This is a genomic window from Pseudoalteromonas sp. SR44-2, from assembly GCF_014163745.1.
Taxonomy (GTDB): Bacteria; Pseudomonadota; Gammaproteobacteria; order Enterobacterales; family Alteromonadaceae; genus Pseudoalteromonas; species Pseudoalteromonas distincta.
This window is the reverse complement of record NZ_JACJDW010000029.1, coordinates 1-20,873: the sequence shown is the minus strand read 5'-3', so window position 1 is coordinate 20,873 and position 20,873 is coordinate 1. Positions and strand designations below refer to the sequence as shown.

The 20,873-nt window shown below is 40.1% G+C and carries 19 protein-coding genes and 4 tRNA genes; 8 read left to right on the top strand and 15 right to left on the bottom strand.

All coding sequences use genetic code 11. The annotated features are described in order from the left end of the window. Positions 1 to 105: 105 nt before the first annotated feature. The 13 genes from nth to H5115_RS15755 form a co-directional block, all read right to left on the bottom strand. The gene (gene nth, locus H5115_RS15815) at positions 106 to 738 is read right to left on the bottom strand and encodes an endonuclease III (protein WP_182756246.1); all 633 of its coding nucleotides are present in this window, start codon (positions 736 to 738) and stop codon (positions 106 to 108) included. Between the two features lie 49 nt (positions 739 to 787). Continuing rightward, positions 788 to 1,486 carry an electron transport complex subunit E gene (locus H5115_RS15810; protein WP_039487268.1) on the bottom strand — a complete coding sequence of 233 codons (699 nt, stop codon included), beginning with the start codon at positions 1,484 to 1,486 and terminating at the stop codon, positions 788 to 790. Continuing rightward, entirely contained in the window at positions 1,483 to 2,124 is a 642-nt protein-coding gene (gene rsxG, locus H5115_RS15805; RefSeq protein WP_182756244.1) for an electron transport complex subunit RsxG, read from the bottom strand. The genes H5115_RS15810 and rsxG overlap by 4 nt, the downstream gene beginning before the upstream one ends. Then, complete coding sequence (gene rsxD / locus H5115_RS15800) at positions 2,121 to 3,179, bottom strand: electron transport complex subunit RsxD (RefSeq protein ID WP_182756242.1); 1,059 nt, start codon at positions 3,177 to 3,179, stop codon at positions 2,121 to 2,123. Before rsxD ends, rsxG begins: the two co-directional genes overlap by 4 nt. Next, complete coding sequence (rsxC, locus tag H5115_RS15795; RefSeq protein ID WP_182756241.1) at positions 3,176 to 5,623, bottom strand: electron transport complex subunit RsxC; 2,448 nt, start codon at positions 5,621 to 5,623, stop codon at positions 3,176 to 3,178. Before rsxC ends, rsxD begins: the two co-directional genes overlap by 4 nt. An 8-nt stretch (positions 5,624 to 5,631) precedes the next feature. Continuing rightward, entirely contained in the window at positions 5,632 to 6,186 is a 555-nt protein-coding gene (rsxB, locus tag H5115_RS15790; protein ID WP_154903411.1) for an electron transport complex subunit RsxB, read from the bottom strand. Position 6,187: 1 nt separating this feature from the next. After that, positions 6,188 to 6,769, bottom strand: coding sequence for an electron transport complex subunit RsxA (gene rsxA / locus H5115_RS15785; protein WP_008172491.1), 582 nt, complete (start codon positions 6,767 to 6,769; stop codon positions 6,188 to 6,190). A gap of 81 nt (positions 6,770 to 6,850) precedes the next feature. Then, on the bottom strand, positions 6,851 to 7,669 hold the full coding sequence (locus tag H5115_RS15780) for an ABC transporter substrate-binding protein (protein WP_182756239.1): 819 nt from the start codon (positions 7,667 to 7,669) through the stop codon (positions 6,851 to 6,853). Between the two features lie 15 nt (positions 7,670 to 7,684). Beyond that, the gene (locus tag H5115_RS15775) at positions 7,685 to 9,628 is read right to left on the bottom strand and encodes an EAL domain-containing protein (protein ID WP_182756238.1); all 1,944 of its coding nucleotides are present in this window, start codon (positions 9,626 to 9,628) and stop codon (positions 7,685 to 7,687) included. Positions 9,629 to 9,776: 148 nt separating this feature from the next. Next, positions 9,777 to 9,853: transfer RNA gene (locus H5115_RS15770), tRNA-Asn, on the bottom strand. A gap of 29 nt (positions 9,854 to 9,882) precedes the next feature. After that, positions 9,883 to 9,959 (bottom strand) — tRNA-Asn (locus tag H5115_RS15765). Positions 9,960 to 9,980: 21 nt separating this feature from the next. Further along, positions 9,981 to 10,057 (bottom strand) — tRNA-Asn (locus H5115_RS15760). A gap of 21 nt (positions 10,058 to 10,078) precedes the next feature. Next, positions 10,079 to 10,155 (bottom strand) — tRNA-Asn (locus tag H5115_RS15755). Positions 10,156 to 11,206: 1,051 nt separating this feature from the next. Here H5115_RS15755 and H5115_RS15750 point away from each other — a divergent pair. From H5115_RS15750 to H5115_RS15730, 5 genes are all read left to right on the top strand, one after another. Beyond that, entirely contained in the window at positions 11,207 to 12,586 is a 1,380-nt protein-coding gene (locus H5115_RS15750) for an MATE family efflux transporter (RefSeq protein WP_182756237.1), read from the top strand. Continuing rightward, positions 12,583 to 14,577, top strand: coding sequence for an excinuclease ABC subunit UvrB (gene uvrB, locus H5115_RS15745; protein ID WP_039487290.1), 1,995 nt, complete (start codon positions 12,583 to 12,585; stop codon positions 14,575 to 14,577). The genes H5115_RS15750 and uvrB overlap by 4 nt, the downstream gene beginning before the upstream one ends. Positions 14,578 to 14,579: 2 nt before the next feature. Next, positions 14,580 to 15,518 carry a class I SAM-dependent methyltransferase gene (locus tag H5115_RS15740; RefSeq protein WP_182682114.1) on the top strand — a complete coding sequence of 313 codons (939 nt, stop codon included), beginning with the start codon at positions 14,580 to 14,582 and terminating at the stop codon, positions 15,516 to 15,518. After that, positions 15,519 to 16,199, top strand: coding sequence for a tRNA (adenine(22)-N(1))-methyltransferase TrmK (locus tag H5115_RS15735; protein ID WP_182756236.1), 681 nt, complete (start codon positions 15,519 to 15,521; stop codon positions 16,197 to 16,199). Between the two features lie 101 nt (positions 16,200 to 16,300). Continuing rightward, positions 16,301 to 17,323: a hypothetical protein gene (locus H5115_RS15730; RefSeq protein WP_182756235.1), complete on the top strand. Its 1,023-nt coding sequence runs from the start codon at positions 16,301 to 16,303 to the stop codon at positions 17,321 to 17,323. 4 nt (positions 17,324 to 17,327) lie between these two features. Here the strand turns inward: H5115_RS15730 and H5115_RS15725 are convergent, their stop codons facing one another. Then, the gene (locus tag H5115_RS15725; RefSeq protein ID WP_010553668.1) at positions 17,328 to 17,570 is read right to left on the bottom strand and encodes a hypothetical protein; all 243 of its coding nucleotides are present in this window, start codon (positions 17,568 to 17,570) and stop codon (positions 17,328 to 17,330) included. A 197-nt stretch (positions 17,571 to 17,767) separates the two neighbouring features. On the opposite strand from H5115_RS15725, the gene H5115_RS15720 reads away from it, so the two are divergent. Then, positions 17,768 to 18,217 (top strand): isoprenylcysteine carboxylmethyltransferase family protein, encoded by a 450-nt coding sequence (locus H5115_RS15720; RefSeq protein ID WP_007378935.1) that lies wholly within the window; start codon positions 17,768 to 17,770, stop codon positions 18,215 to 18,217. 94 nt (positions 18,218 to 18,311) lie between these two features. Here H5115_RS15720 and queC read toward each other — a convergent pair whose 3' ends face one another. Continuing rightward, the gene (gene queC, locus H5115_RS15715) at positions 18,312 to 18,968 is read right to left on the bottom strand and encodes a 7-cyano-7-deazaguanine synthase QueC (RefSeq protein ID WP_002960416.1); all 657 of its coding nucleotides are present in this window, start codon (positions 18,966 to 18,968) and stop codon (positions 18,312 to 18,314) included. Positions 18,969 to 19,113: 145 nt separating this feature from the next. On the opposite strand from queC, the gene queE reads away from it, so the two are divergent. Continuing rightward, the gene (queE, locus tag H5115_RS15710; RefSeq protein ID WP_002960417.1) at positions 19,114 to 19,779 is read left to right on the top strand and encodes a 7-carboxy-7-deazaguanine synthase QueE; all 666 of its coding nucleotides are present in this window, start codon (positions 19,114 to 19,116) and stop codon (positions 19,777 to 19,779) included. Positions 19,780 to 19,996: 217 nt separating this feature from the next. Further along, complete coding sequence (locus H5115_RS15705) at positions 19,997 to 20,740, top strand: class I SAM-dependent methyltransferase (protein ID WP_182756234.1); 744 nt, start codon at positions 19,997 to 19,999, stop codon at positions 20,738 to 20,740. Positions 20,741 to 20,873 lie beyond the last annotated feature (133 nt).

Below are 20,873 nucleotides of genomic sequence, written 5' to 3'. Positions count from 1 at the left end.
CGGATGTCACAACTCCAAAACTAAAGAGAAACCAAAGGGGTTAAACCTTAACCCCAGACATCATAATCATTAACTGTCCGCAATTTTATCAAAGTAGACTAAAGATTATTCAGTTTTATCTTTAAACTCACACAAGTCTTCAATAATACAGCTGCCACACTTAGGTTTACGTGCTACGCAGGTGTAACGCCCGTGCAGTATTAGCCAATGATGCACGTCCACTTTAAATTCTGCAGGTACTACTTTTTCAAGCTTTTGTTCAACAGCAACTACGTCTTTACCCATGGCAAGCTTGGTACGGTTAGATACACGAAATATGTGTGTATCTACGGCTATTACAGGCCAGCCAAAGGCTGTGTTGAGTACAACATTAGCGGTTTTACGGCCAACGCCTGGTAGGGCTTCGAGGGCTTCACGATTTTCTGGCACGATGCTGTCATGTTCATCCACCAAAATTTGGCACATTTTATAAACGTTGGCAGCTTTAGAATTAAATAAGCCGATGGTTTTTATATAATCACGCAGTGTATCGTGACCTAAATCTAAAATGGCTTGTGGTGTATTAGCAACAGGGAACAACTTTCGAGTGGCTTTATTAACGCCTACATCAGTTGCTTGTGCTGAAAGAGTTACTGCTACTAGTAACTCAAATGGGCTTGAATATTCAAGCTCTGTAACTGGGTGCGGGTTATCGTCGCGCAGGCGCGACAGTATTTGGTGACGTTTTTCTTTATTCATGCAACTTAAAACGTATTAGTGCAAATTGTTGCTCTAATACGTTTTCCCCTTAAGTTAAGCTAGTAACACGTGCTCGAGGGCCTTTTTCAGCCTCTGGCGGTGCAACTTGTTTTGATTTTATTTGTGCGTCAATTACGTTTTTTGCAGCAATAAGCAGCCCAAGCCCTAGAAAGGCACCCGGTGGTAAAATTGCCAGTAAAAATTGGTTATCAAAGTTAAATACTTCTATACGCAAGCTCTGTGCCCATGGGCCAAGTAATAAATCGGCTCCGTCAAACAGCGTACCTTGGCCAATTAATTCACGCATAGCCCCTAATACTAACAATACAGCCATAAAGCCTAAGCCCATCATTAAGCCGTCAAATGCTGATAAATGAACAGGATTTTTAGAGGCGTATGCTTCGGCGCGGCCAATAATGGCGCAGTTAGTTACAATCAACGGGATAAAAATTCCCAATGATTGATATAAACCAAAGGTATAAGCGTTCATAAGTAATTGAACTATTGTTACAAAGCCCGCGATGATCATTACAAATACAGGTATACGAATATCTTTTGGCACCCAGTTACGCACAATTGATACGGTAACATTTGAGCCTATTAGTACGAGTAAAGTTGCTAAGCCTAAACCTAAGGCATTTGTTACAGTTGAGGTAACGGCAAGCAGTGGACATAAACCTAAAAGCTGTACAAGGGCAGGGTTATTTACCCATACACCTTCTTTGTATAATGTTTTTAACTCACTCATTTAGCTACCTCCATACATTCGGCATTAGGTGCTGCAAAAATATCACCAAAATTAGTTTGTGCGAACAATACGGCATTTTTAACAGAGCCCACAACAGCACGTGGCGTTATGGTCGCGCCTGTAAATTGATCAAACTGGCCGCCATCTTTTTTAACAGCCCAGCGAGCGTCTTCTTCGCCTTCAACCGTTAAGCTTTTAAATGTTGTGATCCAAAGTGATTTTTTAACTTCTACTTTGTCGCCTAAACCAGGGGTTTCTTCGTGTTTAGTCGTACGCACGCCAGCAATAGTGCCATCGCTCAATACAGCTGTTAATAAGTTAATATCGCCACTGTAGCCGTTTGGCGTAACATGCCTAATAACAACAGCGACTGGTTTATTATTTTTACGAGCACGATAAATTACTTGATTTGCGTATGGGCCTAGTTTTTCGTCAGTAATAACTACGCAATCTTGTGATAATTGATTGTCGTACGATTTTGGGTCGAGCACTTCTTGTAGCTGCGCAATAAGTTGCAGTTGTTCTTGCTCTGCAATTTTATCGGCAGTAAGCGCGTTGATAGAGGCAACTAAGCCCGTTGTTGCTAACGCAAACGCAGTTAAAATAGCACCATTTTTAGCCATTGACGAAATGATCATTTTACTGCTCCATGGCCATAAGTACGTGGCTGTGTGTAGTAGTCTATTAGCGGGACTGCAATATTAATCAGTAATACGCTAAATGCGATAGCATCAGGAAAACCACCAAAGGTACGAATTAAATAAATTAGTAAGCCAATTAGTGCGCCATAAATTAAGCGCCCTTTGTTAGTTGTTGCTGCAGATACCGGATCGGTCGCTATAAAAAAGGCTCCCATCATAGTGGCACCACTTAATAAGTGAAATAGGGTGCCCGGCTCTGTACCAGGTGATGCGATATATCCAATAGCACTACATACAGCTAAAGTTGCGATAAAACTGACAGGAATATGCCAGTTAATTATTTTTGCTTTTAGTAAGTATAAACCACCCACTAAATAGCCTAAATTAACCCATGCCCAACCAAGGCCAGCCCATTCGTTAAATATTGGCTTTTGCATACTTTCGGTAACGGTTAAACCGTGGGCTATGTCTGTTTTAACAGTATCCAGCGGGGTTGCCATTGTTAGGCCATCAACCCCTGCGCGCACTTGATCTAGGCTAAACCCAGAGGCCGTAAAATCGGTAAATATTAGCCTTAGCTGATCTGCAAAGCCTATTGGCGTATTTATTAAATCAGTGACAGGCAACCATGCGGTCATTTGCACCGGAAACGAAACTAATAGCAGTACATAAGCCGCCATTGCTGGATTGAATAAGTTAAACCCAAGGCCGCCATAAAGCTGTTTAACTATAACGATAGAAAATAAACAGCCAATAACGATTATCCACCAAGGGGCAAGTGGAGGGATACTCAATGCCAATAACACGGCAGTAAGCCACGCACTGCCATCACTTAATGCAGGCCAAACAGGGCGCTTTCGTATTAGCATTATTGCAGCTTCAAATACGCTTACAGCAACAAGCGCTAGTACCAGTTGAATAAGGACACCTGTTCCAAAAAAGAAAACTTGAGCAATTAGCCCAGGAATACACGCAGCAATAACGCTAAGCATTAATCGCGTTAACGATTTATGGCTGTGATTATGCGGCGAACTGGCCATGGTTAATTTCATGACTGATTATTTCCTTCTTTTTGTAACTTTTTAGCTTTTGCTCTCGCAATTGCAGCAGCCACGGCGGCTTTTTTCTTATCGTCGGCTGATTTAGGTTTATCTACGTTAATAAGATCTGATGAGTCATCGGTGTTACTTTCTGCACTCTTAGGTGCTGCGCTATCAACTTGTAGCTGAGTTTGTTCGGTATCTTCTAGTGCTTTAGCTGATTTTTTAGCTTTAGCACGAGCTATGGCCGCCGCTACCGCTGCTTTTTTATCATCAACAGGGGCATCACTTTGTGGCTCTTCACTCACGGTTTGCTCAGCGTTTTCTAATGCTTTAGCTGCTTTTTTAGCTTTAGCACGAGCTATGGCTGCAGCTACTGCTGATTTTTTGTCATCAACGGGGGCCTTGCTTTGTGGCTCTTCACTCACTGTTTGCTCAGCTTCTTCTAATGCTTTAGCCGCTTTTTTAGCTTTAGCACGCGCAATAGCTGCAGCTACGGCTGCTTTTTTATCATCAACAGGGGCATCACTTTGTGGCTCTTCATTTGTTGCTTGTTCAGCGTTATCTAATGCTTGTGCTGCTTTTTTAGCTTTAGCGCGCGCAATGGCTGCAGCTACTGCTGATTTTTTATCATCAACGGTTGCCTCGCTTTGTGGCTCTTCACTTGTTGTTTGTTCAGCGTTATCTAATGCTTGTGCTGCTTTTTTAGCTTTAGCGCGAGCAATGGCTGCAGCGACTGCTGATTTTTTATCATCAACGGGTGCAGTCTCGGCCGATTCATCTGTTTGAGATTTTTGCTCTTTATATTTACGCGCTTGTTCTTTACGTAGTGCGCGTTCTTTTGCTACTTCGCTGTTATCTGGCTCTAGTTCTTCGCCTTGTTGCTTTTTAGCTTTAGCGCGTGCAATAGCGGCAGCAACAGCTGATTTTTCATCGCCGTTATCTGATTTATTTTTAACACGGGCTAGTGCCTCAGCTACTTTTTGCTTTTCGTCAGCAGATTTAGCCGCAGGTTTACGTTTATGGCGGTTTTGGCGTTCTTCTTGCTCACGCTCTAAACGTTCTTTTCGGGCATCAAAACGCTCTTTTGCTCTGTCGGCTTTAATTTTATCAGCTTGTTGTTCTTTAATTTCAACTTTGGCTATACGGTAGTACTGTACAAGAGGGATTTCGCTTGGGCACACATAGGCACAAGCACCACATTCAATACAATCAAATAAATTGTGCTCTTGTAGTTTGTCGTACTCTTTTGATTTAGCAAACCACTGCAATTGTTGTGGCAATAAAGAAGCAGGGCAGGCATCGGCACAGGCGCTACAACGTATACAGGCTTTTTCAGGGCCGGGTTCCGCTAGCTCTTTATGATCAGGCGCTAAAATACAGTTGGTTGTTTTAACTATGCCAATACGTACTGTGGGTAGCGTAAAGCCCATCATTGGGCCGCCCATCACAACACTTTGTTGAGGTACAGGCGAGAACCCTTGGCAATCTAGTAAATGCTTTATTTCAGTACCAAGCAGTGCCCATACATTTCCAGGTTTATGAATAGTGTTGCCTGTTACTGTAACTATACGCTCAATTAGCGGTTTGCCTTCATAAACGGCTTGTTGTACGGCAAACAAAGTACCCGTGTTATGCACTAAAATACCAATATCGGCAGGAATACCAATGCTAGGAACTTCACGGTTAGTAAGTAATTTAATTAATTGCTTTTCACCGCCAGATGGATAAATAGTTGGCACCGTTTGAATAATAATTTTTGAGTTATGCTCAGCTGCTTGCTTCATTGCTGCAATAGCTTCAGGCTTGTTATCTTCTATACCCACAATGCACAGCGTTGGATTTAAAAGTTGCTGCATTATTTCAATGCCTTGGATAACTTCTTTAGCGTGTTCGCGCATTAAAACGTCATCGGCAGTAATATAAGGTTCGCACTCAACAGCATTTACAATCAAAAATTCGATAGGTTGCTTGGTATCTGCTTTTACATATGTAGGAAAACCAGCACCACCCATACCGCTAATACCGGCTTGGTGAATAATATTTATAAGCTCATCATGGCTAAGCTCAACAGGATTTTTATTTTTATTTAGAGCTACCCATTCGTCTTTGCCGTCTGGTTCAATAATAACACTTAGTTCTGGCAGGGCCGATGGATGTGCTGATGGCATAGGTGCAATATCAGTAACCACACCAGAGCTTGGCGCATGCACAGGTACCGACCAGTTAGCAGCAGGCTCTGTTAGTGGTTGGCCTTTTAAGACGTGTTGGCCTTTTTCTACAAGTAACTTACCGTTTGCGCCTATGTGTTGCTTAAGCGCAATAATGAGTTTATCGGGCAAAGGTAGGCGAGTGATACTCGCACTATTAGAGAGTGATTTTTGTTGTGGTGGGTGAATGCCGCCAGGAAATGCCCACACGGTGCCTTTTTTTATTTGTTCAAGTAACTTGTCCACTCAAACCTCTAATCTATTTGTGTAACAGGAATAGCGTCTAGCTGCCATTTCCAGTTTTGTTTAGTTTCGGCTACAGGTAGCATATCAATGCAATCCACAGGGCAAGGCTCAACACATAAATCACAGCCAGTACATTCATCAATTAACACGGTATGCATTTGACGAGTTGCGCCTAAAATAGCGTCAACTGGGCAGGCTTGAATACATTTGGTACAGCCAATACATTCATCTTCACGAATATAAGCCACTGTTTTTACAGGTTCTGCTTGCTCGCCACCGGCAAGTGGTTTTTCATCAACCCCCATTAAGCCGGCAAGCTTTTTCATGGTTGATTCGCCGCCTGGTGGGCATTTATTTATTTCATCGCCATTAGCTATGGCTTCGGCGTAAGGGCGACAACCCGGGTAGCCACATTGTCCGCATTGAGTTTGCGGCAAAATAGTATCAATTTGCTCAACAATAGGGTTACCTTCAACGCGAAAGCGAATTGCTGCAAACCCTAAAATAAGTCCAAAAATGAGTGCTAGCGAACCAATCGCTATCAAGGCATAAAACAAGGTCATATTAAAACTTCACTAATCCAGTAAAACCCATAAACGCCATCGACATTAAGCCTGCAGTGATCATTGCAATAGAGGCGCCTTTAAAAGGCGTAGGAACGTCAGCAGCTGCTAAACGCTCTCGTAGTGCTGCAAACAATACAAGCACTAAAGAAAAACCAACCGCAGCACCAAAACCATATACCGCAGATTGTAAAAACGAATGATCTTCTTTGATATTTAATAAAGCCACACCTAATACCGCACAGTTAGTGGTGATCAGCGGTAAAAATATGCCTAATAAACGATATAGAGTAGGGCTGGTTTTACGCACAACCATTTCGGTAAATTGCACTACAACGGCAATCACTAAAATAAAGCTCATGGTGCGTAAAAAGGCGATATCCAGAGGGATTAAAATATATTGATTAACTAAATAGCTAGTTACAGAGGCAAGGGTAAGCACAAACGTGGTTGCCAAAGACATACCAATCGCCGTATCAAGCTTACCTGATACGCCCATAAACGGACATAAGCCTAAAAATTGTACTAATACAAAGTTATTAACCAGAACGGTTCCAATCAATAACAAGACATATTCTGTCATGTGTGCCTCACGCTATAATAAACGTGGGTATTATCCTTTTTTCTTTATCGATTAACAACACATGAGAAGCAAATAAACGGCTCAATCAGTAATGATATTAAAGCGACTTAAGATTTCAGGTGTAATTAGAATAGGATCAATATTATACGGCTTTAAAATATCTTTAAATTGATCGTGTTCTTGGTATAAATCTAATAGTGCTTTATTAAATAGGGCAATTTGTTCAGAAGATAATTGAATTTTATTAAACCCAATAAAATAGGGGGATTCGCTTTGTAAAAAGGCCAAATTAACATGATGTAAGTTAAATTGTTTTAGCCTAGCGCGTGCTTGTAAAGTATTTGCGAAATATCCATCTATACGGTTGTTTTCTATCATTTTTACACCCGTACCATTGGCATCAGTGAGTAAAACAATATCAAATTCTCTCAATCCGTCTTTAATCATTTGTTGCTGTATTTTGATTAGTTGAAAAGATGCATTTGAAGGGCCAAAAACAGCAATTTGCATTTTTTGTAGATCATTGAGGCTTTTAATGGTTTTTTTAGCACCTTCAGGTTGAAAAAAACCATATTGCATTTTCATAAGCGGAATCGAAAAGTAAAGCCATTCGTTGCGGTCAATATTCCAGCCCATAGGAAAGTTTCCTTGAGCTTGCAGGTTTTTTAACATCAGCTTAGAGCGACGATTTGGTACGCTAATAAACTCACATTTATAATTGAGGCGTTTACACGCTAAGGTAAGTATATCAACAAAGGGGCCAGTGGCATTATTGCTTTCATCAACAAATGAAAATGGAGGATAGTTGTGAGTGCTAAAAACTAATTCTTTTTGCGGGGCGCTTGCGTACAAACTCAAAGGCATAATAAAAAGTATAATAAAGGTAACCACTCTTTTCATGATGCCTCCAATAGACTATATGTCTTTAGGTTTTTCTATGTAATAACCCTGAACGCCATCTAAACACAACGTTTCTATAATGTGTTTCTCTTCTTGGCTCTCAACGCCTTCAGCAAATACGCTAACACCAATGCGGTGGGCTAAATCGACCATTAAGCGCATAAAGTACTGATTATTTTTATCATCTTCTAGGCCGCGAGTATAACTTGCATCCATTTTAATAAAATCAGGTTTTAAATCGCGGAAAAACTTAAATGAAGTTAAGCCAACACCAAAACGTTCAACAGTTACGCGTGCGCCAACACGGTGAACCATGTCGATAAAGCGCTTACTAGCCTTGATGTTTTGCTGTAAACCAAACTCGCTTACCTCAAATACTAGTTTAGATGCAATATGCGTATCTTTCAATAATCGGCGCTCTAGCCAAATTACAAACTGATCGTTGTGTGCACTAGAAGCTGTTACGTTTAAACCAAAAAACTTTTCAGATAAATTACGGCTTTTAACCTTTTCAAGAGAAGAGTCGATGATTAAGCGATCAATTTCTATTGCCATATCAAGTTTTTCGGCCATTGCTAAAAAAGAAGCGGTAGGCAGTACTTGATTGTCTTCTGTTTTAAATCGAACTTGTACTTCAGCGTAGGCTTTTATGCTTTTACCAAGCGGCATAATGTTTTGCATCACTAAATGCACACGCTTAGATTCAATAACTTCCTTAATAACCTTACGCCAGTTTTGATTACCAAACCCCGCACTTACGTTATTAACTAAATCGGTTTCGCGTTGTACATGCCATGCATTCACTTGTTTTGACTGCGCCATGCTCATCGCGTTATCAACAACAGAAAGCAGTTCGCCTAACGGTTTACCTTTTTCGTAACCCACAATACCCGTATTAGCTACCGAGCTTAACTCTTGGTTTTGTTGGTACTGCGTGAAGCGCGATTGCAGGTTTTCACCAAAGCGCTCAGCTTCTTTTAAAGGAATGTGGGGGAGTACTACCGCAAAATCAGAGCTGTTTAATCTAAATACTTGGCTACCCGTGTAAGTGCCACTTATGTGCTTAATAATATCGGCAACGCCTTTAACGTACTCGTCACCTTTTTGATAACCACGGCTTTGGTTTATAGCTTGTAGTTCGCTACAACGAACCATAGCTAAAGAGCCAAATGTACTTTGCTCAGTGTTTTCAATATTTTTTTCGTAGTACTCAACAAACATATTACGATTACCAAGCGAGGTAATTACATCTTTGTACGCTTCATGCTTGATAGTCATAGCAGCGCTTTGTATGTTTTCGTTTTTGTTTTTTAAAAAATGTGATAACCGATTAAAACTAGGTACTAAATCTTTTCCCATTTTTTTCAATCGAGTGCCATCTAATGCTGTTTCTAAATCATTATCAACTTGGTTTTGATTGATATAAATATCGATAATGTCAGCAACTGTTGTACTTATATTTTTATTTAAATGATAAAAAATAGATTTCATTAGAATTATTGGAATAATAACTAAAATGGCAGAAATCAAAATAACAATAAAAAGGGAAGTTTGTAGCTGCGATGCTAAATGCTCAATGTTAAGTACAAATTCAACTTTTATATCTGCGGCATCGTTTACAGCAAACTGTGGGCGTACAGAGTTAAAGTTAGAGAGTACAAAATCAGCAAACATTGGTAATTGAGTAGGGGGGTTAATGCTAAATACTTCAGCACCTTGGTAATCTCTTAGAGTAAAGCTTGAAAACGTATTACCATCTGCAATTGATTGTTTTAAATTTTGAGCAGAAATATCGTCTAAAGAAAGGTCATTAATATACTTAGTAACAGTTGTTTGTGCATTTTTTTGTGCATCACTTACCGCAGTATCAAAGCTTATAGATATGAAGTAGCTTCCTGCTGCAACACACAATAACCAAGAGATAATTTGTATAAAAATAAGTTTTTTAAATCCAGCCATGTTTTCAGTCTTTTAATAATCAAAAGGGAAGGAATCAAGTCCTTGATTAATAAACTAAGTACAGCGCATTAAAGAATTAAACTAATGCTTTAGTTATATAAGGAAGAGTAGTGGAAATAGCTTGGAATGTCTATGAAATTCTTAGAATTGGCTCCCCCTCCCCGACTCGAACGGGGGACCTGCGGATTAACAGTCCGTCGCTCTAACCAACTGAGCTAAGGGGGAACTAAAGTACTGATATTATTATGATGATTTGGCTCCCCCTCCCCGACTCGAACGGGGGACCTGCGGATTAACAGTCCGTCGCTCTAACCAACTGAGCTAAGGGGGAACTACATCATAAACATAAACTTGGCTCCCCCTCCCCGACTCGAACGGGGGACCTGCGGATTAACAGTCCGTCGCTCTAACCAACTGAGCTAAGGGGGAAACGTTTATGGTTGAAAAACTTGGCTCCCCCTCCCCGACTCGAACGGGGGACCTGCGGATTAACAGTCCGTCGCTCTAACCAACTGAGCTAAGGGGGAAGCGTCTTGCCTTTCAACGGGGCGAAATATTAATGATGGAGCCGCAAAGTGTCAACATATAAAAGTCATAAATTGAAAAAAGAGGTTTATTCGTTGTTTTTGTGTTCGATCTGCGTGATTTATAGCTCTATTAAAGCTGTTTTTTTAAGAATTTAAGAATACTAATGCGAGTTTTATTATTGTTGAGTCTTTAAATTGGTTAAATTAAACACGCCATTAAAGCCACTTGTAATTAAAAAACAACTCAAAAACATAAAATTTCATTTTTTACTTTCGGGTATTCTTCGTATTTATTTACTTTTTTATTTTAATTTTCTAAAAATATACCTACACGAATAGTCATAAAAGTATTTTCCCTCTTAATAGTGATCCAATTTTGATCTATAAATTGAGCAATTATTATCTTCGCTCAAAAATAGAACAATCAATAACTTAACTTTGTATTAAACGTTTTTTATTTATTAACGTATAACTATGTTAAGAAGAAAAATTGGCAAGCTTGCGTTTTTAGTGTGAGTTTATAAAAATGCCACAATTAGCAAATCAACAATTGGTTGGACCTCAGTGAAAATTGCGAGTCTCTCAAGGCCTTTATAAATGCGGCTTTGAATGAGTTATCCACGGTTTCTGTGGATAACTCTGTTTATGAAACTTTAAGAACATCATCGGCACCAATGTTTTAGGGTGCTACAACGATTTCAAGCTTTTAAATCACTATTTTTTATTCATTGTAAAACAGTAGGTTATGTTTTGGTGGCTGATAGATGCAACTCCATGAATGAATTTTTTCGTAACGATAAACCAAGTAGTTGCTTTGTGTAAAAAAGCATCAGATAACACAAGGTGTTTGTAATAAAAGTTATAAAAATGTGTTTTAATTGTTTTTTGGCGTGTTTAGGCTCTATTTTAACAAAAAGATGTAAAAATCAAGTTTTACTATTTTTAGAATATTTACTTCCGTAATTACATCAATTGTAGTGATAAATCCGTGGCTTGAACTGCCTCGATGCTTTAAAATGATTCGTTCAGTAAAAAGAGGCCTATTTATTTCATGCGCGCAATTTCAAAATCTCAGACTCGCCCAGATTTACTAAACGATCCTATCTTGCCTACATTAAAGACGATGACCATACCGATGATATTCGGCATGATCACACTAATGATGTTCAATATTGTAGACACCTTTTTTATAAGCTTACTTGGCACCGAACCACTAGCTGCCGTGAGCTTTACATTTCCGGTTACTTTTACCGTTATCAGCTTAGCAATAGGGCTGGGGATCGGTACATCAGCAGTAATAGCGAAAGCGCTCGGCAGTAATAAAATTGATGAAGCACGTTTTGATGCCAGTATTTCTTTAATGGTTGGTGTGGTTTTGGTTATTGTGTTGTCATCTGTTGGATATTTACTGATTGACCCCATATTTACTTTGCTAGGAGCGGGCGCGCAAGTATTGCCGTTAATACACGAATACATGAATGTATGGTTTATCGGTAGCGTATTTTTAATAACCCCAATGATTGGTAATTCGGTACTGCGTGCCAGCGGTGATACCAAAACGCCAAGTATAGTAATGGGCGGAGCCGGGCTGATAAACGCCGTACTTGACCCAATACTTATATTTGGCTTTGGGCCGGTACCCGCGTTAGGAATTCAAGGCGCTGCCATAGCAAGTGTTGTTGCATGGTCGGTCGCTGTGGTTATTATTTTATATATATTAGCGGTTAAAAAACGTTTGTTGAGTCTCAAAGCGGGCAAGCAAACTGTAACTGGCGCTATTCGTAAAATATTAAAAATTGGTTTACCTGCTGCAGGTGCAAACATGCTTACACCCGTTGCAATGGCCGTAATGACCGCCTTAGTAGCGCATCATGGGCCAGAAGCCGTGGCCGCATTTGGAGTAGGAAGCCGGATAGAATCTATTGCAAGTATAATAGTGCTTGCGCTATCGATGACATTACCGCCATTTGTGAGTCAAAACTTTGGGGCTGGCAAATTATGCCGTGTTAAAGAAGCGTATACCGGCACACTAAAATTTGTGATGGTATGGCAATTTGCCATCTACGTATTACTAATTGCATTTTCAGGTGTTATAAGTCAATTATTTGGTAAAGAACAAGCCGTAATAGATGTAATTAAGCTCTTTATTTATACCATCCCACTAAGCTATGGCTTACAAGGGGTGATCATATTATCAAACTCATCGTTTAATGCTTTACACAAACCAATGAACGCATTGGTACTAAGCGTTATTCGTTTATTCATATTTTATGTACCATTTGCTTATATCGGCAACGAAATAGCCGGATTATTAGGGTTATTTATAGGCGCTGCCATAGGTAATTTATTTACAGCAATAGTGGCATATAAATGGTTTATGAAAAAACTAGAAGCGCTGAGCGGCGAATCGTTACAGGAGTGCAATAATTGAGCGACCATTTTCAGTTAAAATCACATTTCAAACCAGCAGGCGATCAGCCTACCGCCATTAAACAGCTATGCGAAGGGTTAGAAGCAGGGCTTGCACACCAAACGTTATTAGGTGCCACCGGTACAGGTAAAACCTTTACTATGGCCAATATTATTAGCGATTTAAACCGTCCAACAATAATAATGGCGCACAATAAAACATTGGCTGCGCAGCTATACGGCGAGATGAAAGAGTTTTTTCCTAAAAACGCGGTTGAATACTTTGTATCGTATTACGATTACTACCAGCCAGAAGCCTATGTTGTATCTAGCGACACATTTATTGAAAAAGATGCTTCGATAAATGAGCACATAGAGCAAATGCGTTTAAGTGCGACCAAAGCATTGCTTGAGCGTCGCGACACCATTATTGTGGCATCGGTATCCGCTATTTATGGTTTGGGTGACCCTAAATCGTACATGAAAATGATGCTGCTTTTAAAAGTGGGCGAAAAAGTAGATCAACGCGACATGCTACGCCGCCTTGCTGAAATACAATATACCCGCAATGATATAGATTTTAGCCGAGGTACATACCGCGTACGTGGCGAAGTAGTTGACATATTCCCAGCTGAGTCAGACACTTTTGCTGTACGTGTAGAAATGTTTGATGATGAAATAGAACGCCTAAGTATTTTTGACCCGCTTACCGGTGCAATTGAAAAGCACATAGTGCGCGCTACTATTTATCCTAAAACGCACTATGTTACCCCGCGTGAAAAAATACTTGGCGCTATCGAAAAAATAAAAGAAGAACTAAAAGAGCGACGCGCCCAGTTACTCAGTGCAAACAAATTAGTAGAAGAGCAACGTGTAGCACAGCGAACGCAATACGATATAGAAATGATGACCGAGCTAGGTTATTGCTCGGGTATAGAAAACTACAGCCGTTATTTATCTGGGCGTACGCCAGGCGATCCGCCGCCAACATTGCTTGATTACCTACCTGATGACGCATTAATGATTATTGATGAATCGCACGTAACCGTATCGCAAATTGGCGCCATGTATAAAGGCGACAGAAGCCGTAAAGAAAACCTTGTTGAGTATGGTTTTAGAATGCCCTCAGCAATGGATAATAGGCCACTGCGTTTTGAAGAGTTTGAAGCCATAGCACCTCAAACTATTTATGTATCAGCAACGCCTGGCGACTTTGAGTTAGAGCGCTGCGCGGGTGAAATAGCAGAGCAAGTAATTCGCCCAACAGGGCTGCTCGACCCACTTATAGAAGTACGTCCTGTGGGCGATCAGGTTGATGATTTACTCTCAGAAATATACAAAAGTGTGGAGAAGGGCGAACGCGTACTGGTAACTACACTTACTAAACGTATGTCTGAGGATTTAACAGACTACCTAAGCGAGCATAATGTAAAAGTACGTTACTTACATTCAGACATTGATACCGTTGAGCGCGTAGAAATAATTCGTGACTTACGAGCAGGCGTGTTTGATGTGTTAGTGGGCATTAACTTACTGCGAGAAGGCCTTGATATGCCAGAGGTGGCACTTGTTGCCATACTTGATGCTGACAAAGAGGGCTTTTTACGCTCGGCTCGCTCGCTGATACAAACTATTGGCCGTGCTGCTCGTCACTTAGATGGCCGCGCTATTTTATATGGCGACAGAATTACAAAATCAATGGCAAAAGCCATGGACGAAACAGCACGCAGGCGCGAAATTCAGCATGCATACAACGTTGAGCACGGCATAGAGCCTCATGCTCTGGCTAAAAAAATACTTGATGTAATGGATGTAGGCGAGGAAGCGGCTCCTAAAGACAACCTTAAACTTATTCGTAAAGAGTCTAAAAAGGTTCTTAGTGCGAAAGAAATTGCCGTGCAAATTAAGCAGCTTGAAACCAAAATGCATGCATACGCAAGCGACCTAGAATTTGAAAAAGCGGGCTCTGTTCGCGATGAAATACATGAACTACAACAACAGTTGATTAATTAAAAATGACAGCAAACTTTACACCTCTTATTACTGCGCTTGAAAATGCGCCAATTTTAAAAAATGAACTGTGTCGTGTTTTTCATGGCCGAGGCCATAGCGTCGAAGCATTAAGCCATATTAATTTAGACTTTTACCCGCCCAGTTTATTTTTGGTTTCGTACGATGAAATTGACGAGCAAACACTAAGCGAGCTCACCAATGTTGTGTGGCAGTGGGCACAAAAAAATCAGCCAGAGCTTATTACGTCACTTGTGTACCAGCAACGTGCTGGCGTACAAAGCCAAAACACCGTGGTTTATGGGCAATTACCTAACCCACATGTTGTAACCGAAAATGGCATTCGTTTTTTGGTTGATTTACAGAGCCGTCAAAATACCGGAATATTTCCCGATATGCGTAGCGGCCGTGAATTTGTAATGGCTAACAGCAAGCATGGTAAAGTGCTTAATTTGTTTTCGTATACATGTGGGTTTTCGCTTGCCGCCATGCAAGGCGGTGCAGATCATGTGATGAACATGGATATGAGCAAAGGCGTGCTTAAAGTCGGCAAGCAAAACCATCAACTAAATGGTTTTGAGCGCGGCGTCAGTTTTTTACCTCACGATATTTTAAAATCGTTTGGAAAACTAAAAAAAGCAGCCCCGTTTGATTTAATAATAGTTGATCCGCCAAGCTTTCAAAAAGGCAGCTTTATATTAACTAAAGACTATCAAAAAGTGCTGCGCAGGTTGCCAGAGCTACTTTGCGATACCACACAATTACTATTGTGTGCTAATAGCCCAGAGCTTAGCGAAGATGCATTTAAAGCATTAATAAACGAGAACACCCAAGGCGCAATTGAATTTGTTGAGCGCCTAGCCCCCACCGAGCGTTTTATTGAAGTAGACAGCGACAAAAGTTTAAAAGCGCTTGTCTATAAAACGTCACAAATACCTGCTTAAATGAAGCTCAGTAAACGCCTAACTGCCATTGATAAATTAATTTCGCAGCATCACGATATTATTTGGGATTGTTGCTGCGACCATGGTTATTTAGGTATGGCGCTATTAAAACGCGCAGCTGCAAACCACGTTATTTTTGTAGATATAGTCGCCACTTTAATGAACGATCTAGAAGCGCAATTATCATCTATTAATAAATTACAAAAAACCTGTGATAAAAACCCGCAGTGGCAGGTCTTATGTCAGGATGTAGGCAAAATAGAAATTGCTCAAAGTAAAAGCCAAGTAGTTGTAATAGCAGGTGTTGGCGGTGAGCTGTTATTAAGTTTAGTACAACAAATCATTGCTAATAACGCAGTTGAGCATTTAAATAATGTTCGGCTTATTTTATGCCCAGTGCATCACACTTATAAGTTGCGAGTGGGTTTAAAACAACTCGGTTTAGGGCTTATAAGTGAACAAATAGTTTACGACAACAAACGTTTTTATGAAGTGATTGAAGTGAGCTTTAGTGCCAATAATGAGATTAGCCATACCGGCAACAAAATGTGGGACTTTGCTAGTACAGAGCACGCTATGTACCAACGACAACTCATAAATCATTATAATAAAATGCTCAATAAAGATAAGCCATACTATCAAAAAGTTATAACAGACTATCAAGAACTCACCGATAGTTAAAAAAGCCCAAAAGTAGGGCGTACATGTGATCTAATTACGACATTGATGACGTAATGTGTTCATAGTTTATATCGCACAACGCGAGTTTATTTGGTTTATTTATGTCAGATAACAAGAGTCACATTAATCATTTGCTTAGCAATGAGCAAAAATGGCAACACAGTTACGAGCAACCTATTTCTTATGCACCCCTTGTGCAACTGGCTAATAGTAATTGGGTGGTGCCACAGCATTTTTTACGTTACAAGCACACGCTTCAAAGCGTAAACGAAGTACTTGAGAGTATTGAGTTTTCGGCTCACTTTAGGGTGCTTGCTGCACAAAAAGGTGAAGAAATTTACCTGCAAGTAGCAGTGCTGAGCCCTGATAACTACCAAAAAAGCGCATCTACTAATGAAGCCAAAGCTAAAAAACTATTATTTGGCAGACGCTGGATAGTAGAGGAAAACTTACCTACTTCAGAGCTTATTCAAACCGCATTTTTAGCGTTAAAAGTTGCGCGTGAACATGAAGTAAGAGAGCTTTTTCAGTTAATGCAAAGCGGCGCAACAAGCACGCCATTTAATAACCATCACGACTTACCGGTAATGGCGCAAAACCCTGAACTTGTTAAAAGCGAAGCGGTTACAAGTAACGTTGATGAAGTGCTTAAACGCATTGTATTTGCAGGAAAAAGCATTGAGCTTAAAAGTCAGCAGCAAGTAGCCGAGCAACATTTATATACTGTTGAACTGTTGTGTGAGGATTGCCAGCTTAGCGAGTTTAATAAAAAAACAATTGCGTTTTTAACAGCAGACTCATCCGCTAATAGCTTTTTACACGGCTTAATTGCGGCATTGGTGGCCATAAGTAATGACTACGTAAACGAGCAGTTTAAATACAAAGGTTTTGCCCGTTTTAGTAAGCACGTTGCAGTTGAACAAATAGGTAACCTAAGTATCGCTATGCGCTCGCCAAGTACCGTAGGGCTTTGCTCTATGGGTAAGCAACATGCTAATCAGTTAAATTTTGAGATAGACAGTGGGCGAGCACCACAGGGCTGCGGGCAAGCTATTGGTGGGTTTTTAGCTGCTCACGGCATTGAGCAGCCAGAAAATGCGCATTTATATACAAATTACTTATAACAACTTAAAGTTTATTAATTTCATCTTTAACGTTAAAGCTTGAATCAGTAACAATAGCCTCAAGTGTTTGTACACGCTCTTTTAATGCAAGCACTTGTGCGTTTGTTTCAGCTAGTTGTTTATGGGCATCGCTGTTGTTGTTTTGCATTTTATGCTTAAACTCAAGATGCTTTTTATACATATCGTAAACTACTCCTGAGCCAACCGAAATTAGCACAATAAGTACAATCATCGTAGTTCCAGACATAACCTCATTCCTTATCATTTTATTATTCGTTTATGGTTAAAGTATAACCTTTAAGCGCTTTTGATAAAGCTGACAATTGTAACTTAATTTGTATACTTTATTTAAGTTCAGCTTTGAGCGTGTTCATCATTTATACACTTAAGATATTGTTTAATAGCTACTTAAATAAACATAATTAGTCAATACAGTGAGTTGCCATGTTAAATAATAAAATTCCACCGGTTATCGTTGTGCTGTTTTTTGCAGGCATAATGGCGCTTATTGCGCATTACAGTGTTATTGATTTCACCGCCTTTATTACCTACTTAGCAGCAAGTTTGGTCATTATTGGGTGTGTTTTTTGTATTGCAGGGGTAGCGAGCTTTAAAATAGCAAACACCACAGTAAACCCAAATAAACCAGAGCAAGCGTCGAAACTTATTACGAGCGGCATTTATAAAATTTCGCGTAACCCAATGTATGTGGGTTTTGCATTTATTTTAGCAGGGTGGGGTGTTTGGTTAAGTTCCTTGTGGGCGCTTTTATGTATTATCGGGTTTATTGCGTATTTAACATTTTTTCAAATAATACCCGAGGAGCGTGCGCTCACTAAATTATTTGGCGAAGAGTTTACCGCTTACAAAGCGCGCGTAAAACGCTGGCTTTAATCAATACCATTGACTTAAAACCTGACAAACAAAAAAGGCTATCGATGACAGCCTTTTTTTGTATGCAGCAATTGTATTACTAATTAATTGCGGCTTATTCGTATTCTAACGGGTCTGTAATGTTATTTAGTGCAAATGCTTCAAGGCGCTCTTGGCACGCGCCACATTTACCACAGGCCTTTTCACGGCCGTTATAACAGGTCCACGTTTGGCTGTAATCTAAACCCATTTCAATACCGTCGGTCAAAATACCAATTTTAGTATTATTTAAATACGGGCTAAAAATTTCTACCGCGTCGTAGTTCGCAATACGACACACATCATCCATTTTTTGCACAAATTCAGGACGGCAATCAGGGTAAATAGCATGATCCCCAGAGTGAGCGCCGTAATAAACTTGGCTAGCTTTAAGTGATACCGCATAGCCAACAGCAAGCGAGAGCAAAATCATATTACGATTAGGTACAATCGTACTTTTCATGCTTTCTTCTTCGTAATGGCCTTCAGGTACATCAATATCATCAGTAAGTGATGAGCCACCAATAAGTTGGTTAATCGCCGAAATATCAACAATTTTATGTGGAACGTTTAATTTTTCACACACACTTGCCGCTACTTTAAGCTCTTTTACATGACGCTGACCATAGTCAAATGAAAGGGCATATACATCATGGCCTTGTTGCAGGGCTTTATTTAATACGGTAAATGAGTCCATACCGCCGGAATAAATAACAACTACTTTTTGCGTCATATCTGTTTTGCTCTTAGTTTTAATAGAGGTTTATATCAGGGCGCGATATACTACACGGCCACAGCTTAAATAACAATTTTTGCACAGCGCTTTTTGGTTTTTTAATAGTAGCAATTTGGCTGCTAGGTAGTAAGTGAGATCTCTTTTGTACAAAATTAATGAAGTGTTTGAAACCATTCAAGGTGAAGCTAGCTTTACTGGCACACCCTCAATATTTTTACGTCTGCAAGGCTGCCCAGTAGGTTGCTCTTGGTGCGACACTAAGCAAACGTGGGATGTTGATAATGTATATAAAGTATCGCTGGACGAAACCGTAGAAAAAAAAGCCGACTCAGATCATTGGGCTAACGCCAGTGCAGAGCAAATTTTAGCGTTGTTTCAATCACGTGGTTATACCGCAAAGCACGTAGTTATTACTGGCGGCGAGCCATGTATGTTTGATTTAAATCCAGTATGTAACTTATTACACGAACACGGCTTTAGTACACAAATAGAAACCAGCGGCACGTTCGAAATACTCGCCCCAGAGCAAACATGGGTAACGGTATCACCAAAAATCAATATGCGCGGTGGTTATGAAGTACTTACCAGCACCATGAAGCGTGCCAACGAAATTAAACACCCCGTTGCCATGCAAAAGCATGTAGAAGAGTTAGAAGAATTATTTGCTAAAACAGGTGTTAACCCTAAGCTTGTTTATTTACAGCCAATTAGCCAAAAAGTATCAGCAACTAAACTCGCAATCGACACCTGTATTGCCAAAAACTGGCGCCTATCAATACAAGTACATAAGTATTTAGGAATTAGTTAAAGAGTTATATTGCGTATGTTGGGTAGAGCGAAGCTAAACCCAACAAATCTCCACTTCCGCACCATTTTCTAATAACGTTTCATAATATTTAAATACGTAGGTCGGATAAGCGAAGCGCCACCCGACAACCCTAAAGCTCATATCTTCTTCGCTAATAGCCATAACTAGTTTACTATGCGCGACTTAAAAATATTCTACTACTTACCACTAGGCTTATATGTCCGCAAATGCGCTTTACACCGACCTTTCTGATTACTACGACTTAATGTGTGCAGATATTAATTATCAAGCCCAAAGCAATTCTATTCACAGGCTGCACCAAATTTTTGGGAATGGCGCAAATACCCATCTCGATTTAGCATGTGGCACCGGCCCGCATGTACGCCACTTTATTGATAACGGTTATAAAAGTAGTGGGCTTGATTTAAACCAGCCAATGCTAGATAAAGCAAAAACGCGCTGCCCAGAAGCGCAGTTTTCGTTGCAAAATATGAGTGAATTTAAGGTAACTGAGCAATTGGATTTAATTACCTGCTTTTTGTATTCAATCCACTACTGCGACGGCATTAATAAGTTAAAAGAATGCCTTGCTAGCGTACACAATGCATTAAATGTAGGTGGAATGTTTTGTTTTAACACGGTTGATAAAAATAAAATCGACAGCGATTCATTTGTAGAGCACACAGCAACAAGCGAAAATAACTTCTTCACATTTCGCTCTGGCTGGCACTACAGTGGCACTGGCAGCAAACAATTATTAAAACTCAGCATCGAAAAAACCACCGCAGATAAAACACTCGTATGGCACGACGAGCACCCAATGGTTGCTTTTAGTTATACCGAGCTCAAAGAAGCCTTAAAACCGTACTTTGAGATTCACATATTTGAACATGACTACGACAAAATAACCCCATGGGCAGAGCGCTCAGGCAACGCCATTTTTGTCTGCGTAAAAATTTAAGGCAAACGCGTAGATACCATCTCTTCTAATCAGCCTCAAGCTTTCTTTAAATTGCTTGGGGCTGATATTCAGTTTGATTCTTCACAACACCAAAACAGATATGTGTCAGCTTTCTCATTGCAGCACCAATTGC

Bases quoted from the DNA above. Each gene is read 5' to 3' on its own strand.
- H5115_RS15740 (WP_182682114.1), top strand. From the start codon at position 14,580: ATGACAGCAAACTTTACACCTCTTATTACTGCGCTTGAAAATGCGCCA.
- H5115_RS15730 (WP_182756235.1), top strand. From the start codon at position 16,301: ATGTCAGATAACAAGAGTCACATTAATCATTTGCTTAGCAATGAGCAA.
- rsxB (WP_154903411.1), bottom strand. From the start codon at position 6,186: ATGACCTTGTTTTATGCCTTGATAGCGATTGGTTCGCTAGCACTCATT.
- H5115_RS15735 (WP_182756236.1), top strand. From the start codon at position 15,519: ATGAAGCTCAGTAAACGCCTAACTGCCATTGATAAATTAATTTCGCAG.
- rsxD (WP_182756242.1), bottom strand. From the start codon at position 3,179: ATGAAATTAACCATGGCCAGTTCGCCGCATAATCACAGCCATAAATCG.
- queC (WP_002960416.1), bottom strand. From the start codon at position 18,968: ATGACGCAAAAAGTAGTTGTTATTTATTCCGGCGGTATGGACTCATTT.
- H5115_RS15750 (WP_182756237.1), top strand. From the start codon at position 11,207: ATGCGCGCAATTTCAAAATCTCAGACTCGCCCAGATTTACTAAACGAT.
- H5115_RS15720 (WP_007378935.1), top strand. From the start codon at position 17,768: ATGTTAAATAATAAAATTCCACCGGTTATCGTTGTGCTGTTTTTTGCA.
- H5115_RS15705 (WP_182756234.1), top strand. From the start codon at position 19,997: ATGTCCGCAAATGCGCTTTACACCGACCTTTCTGATTACTACGACTTA.
- H5115_RS15725 (WP_010553668.1), bottom strand. From the start codon at position 17,570: ATGTCTGGAACTACGATGATTGTACTTATTGTGCTAATTTCGGTTGGC.
- rsxA (WP_008172491.1), bottom strand. From the start codon at position 6,769: ATGACAGAATATGTCTTGTTATTGATTGGAACCGTTCTGGTTAATAAC.
- H5115_RS15775 (WP_182756238.1), bottom strand. From the start codon at position 9,628: ATGGCTGGATTTAAAAAACTTATTTTTATACAAATTATCTCTTGGTTA.
- rsxG (WP_182756244.1), bottom strand. From the start codon at position 2,124: ATGATCATTTCGTCAATGGCTAAAAATGGTGCTATTTTAACTGCGTTT.
- H5115_RS15810 (WP_039487268.1), bottom strand. From the start codon at position 1,486: ATGAGTGAGTTAAAAACATTATACAAAGAAGGTGTATGGGTAAATAAC.
- nth (WP_182756246.1), bottom strand. From the start codon at position 738: ATGAATAAAGAAAAACGTCACCAAATACTGTCGCGCCTGCGCGACGAT.
- H5115_RS15780 (WP_182756239.1), bottom strand. From the start codon at position 7,669: ATGAAAAGAGTGGTTACCTTTATTATACTTTTTATTATGCCTTTGAGT.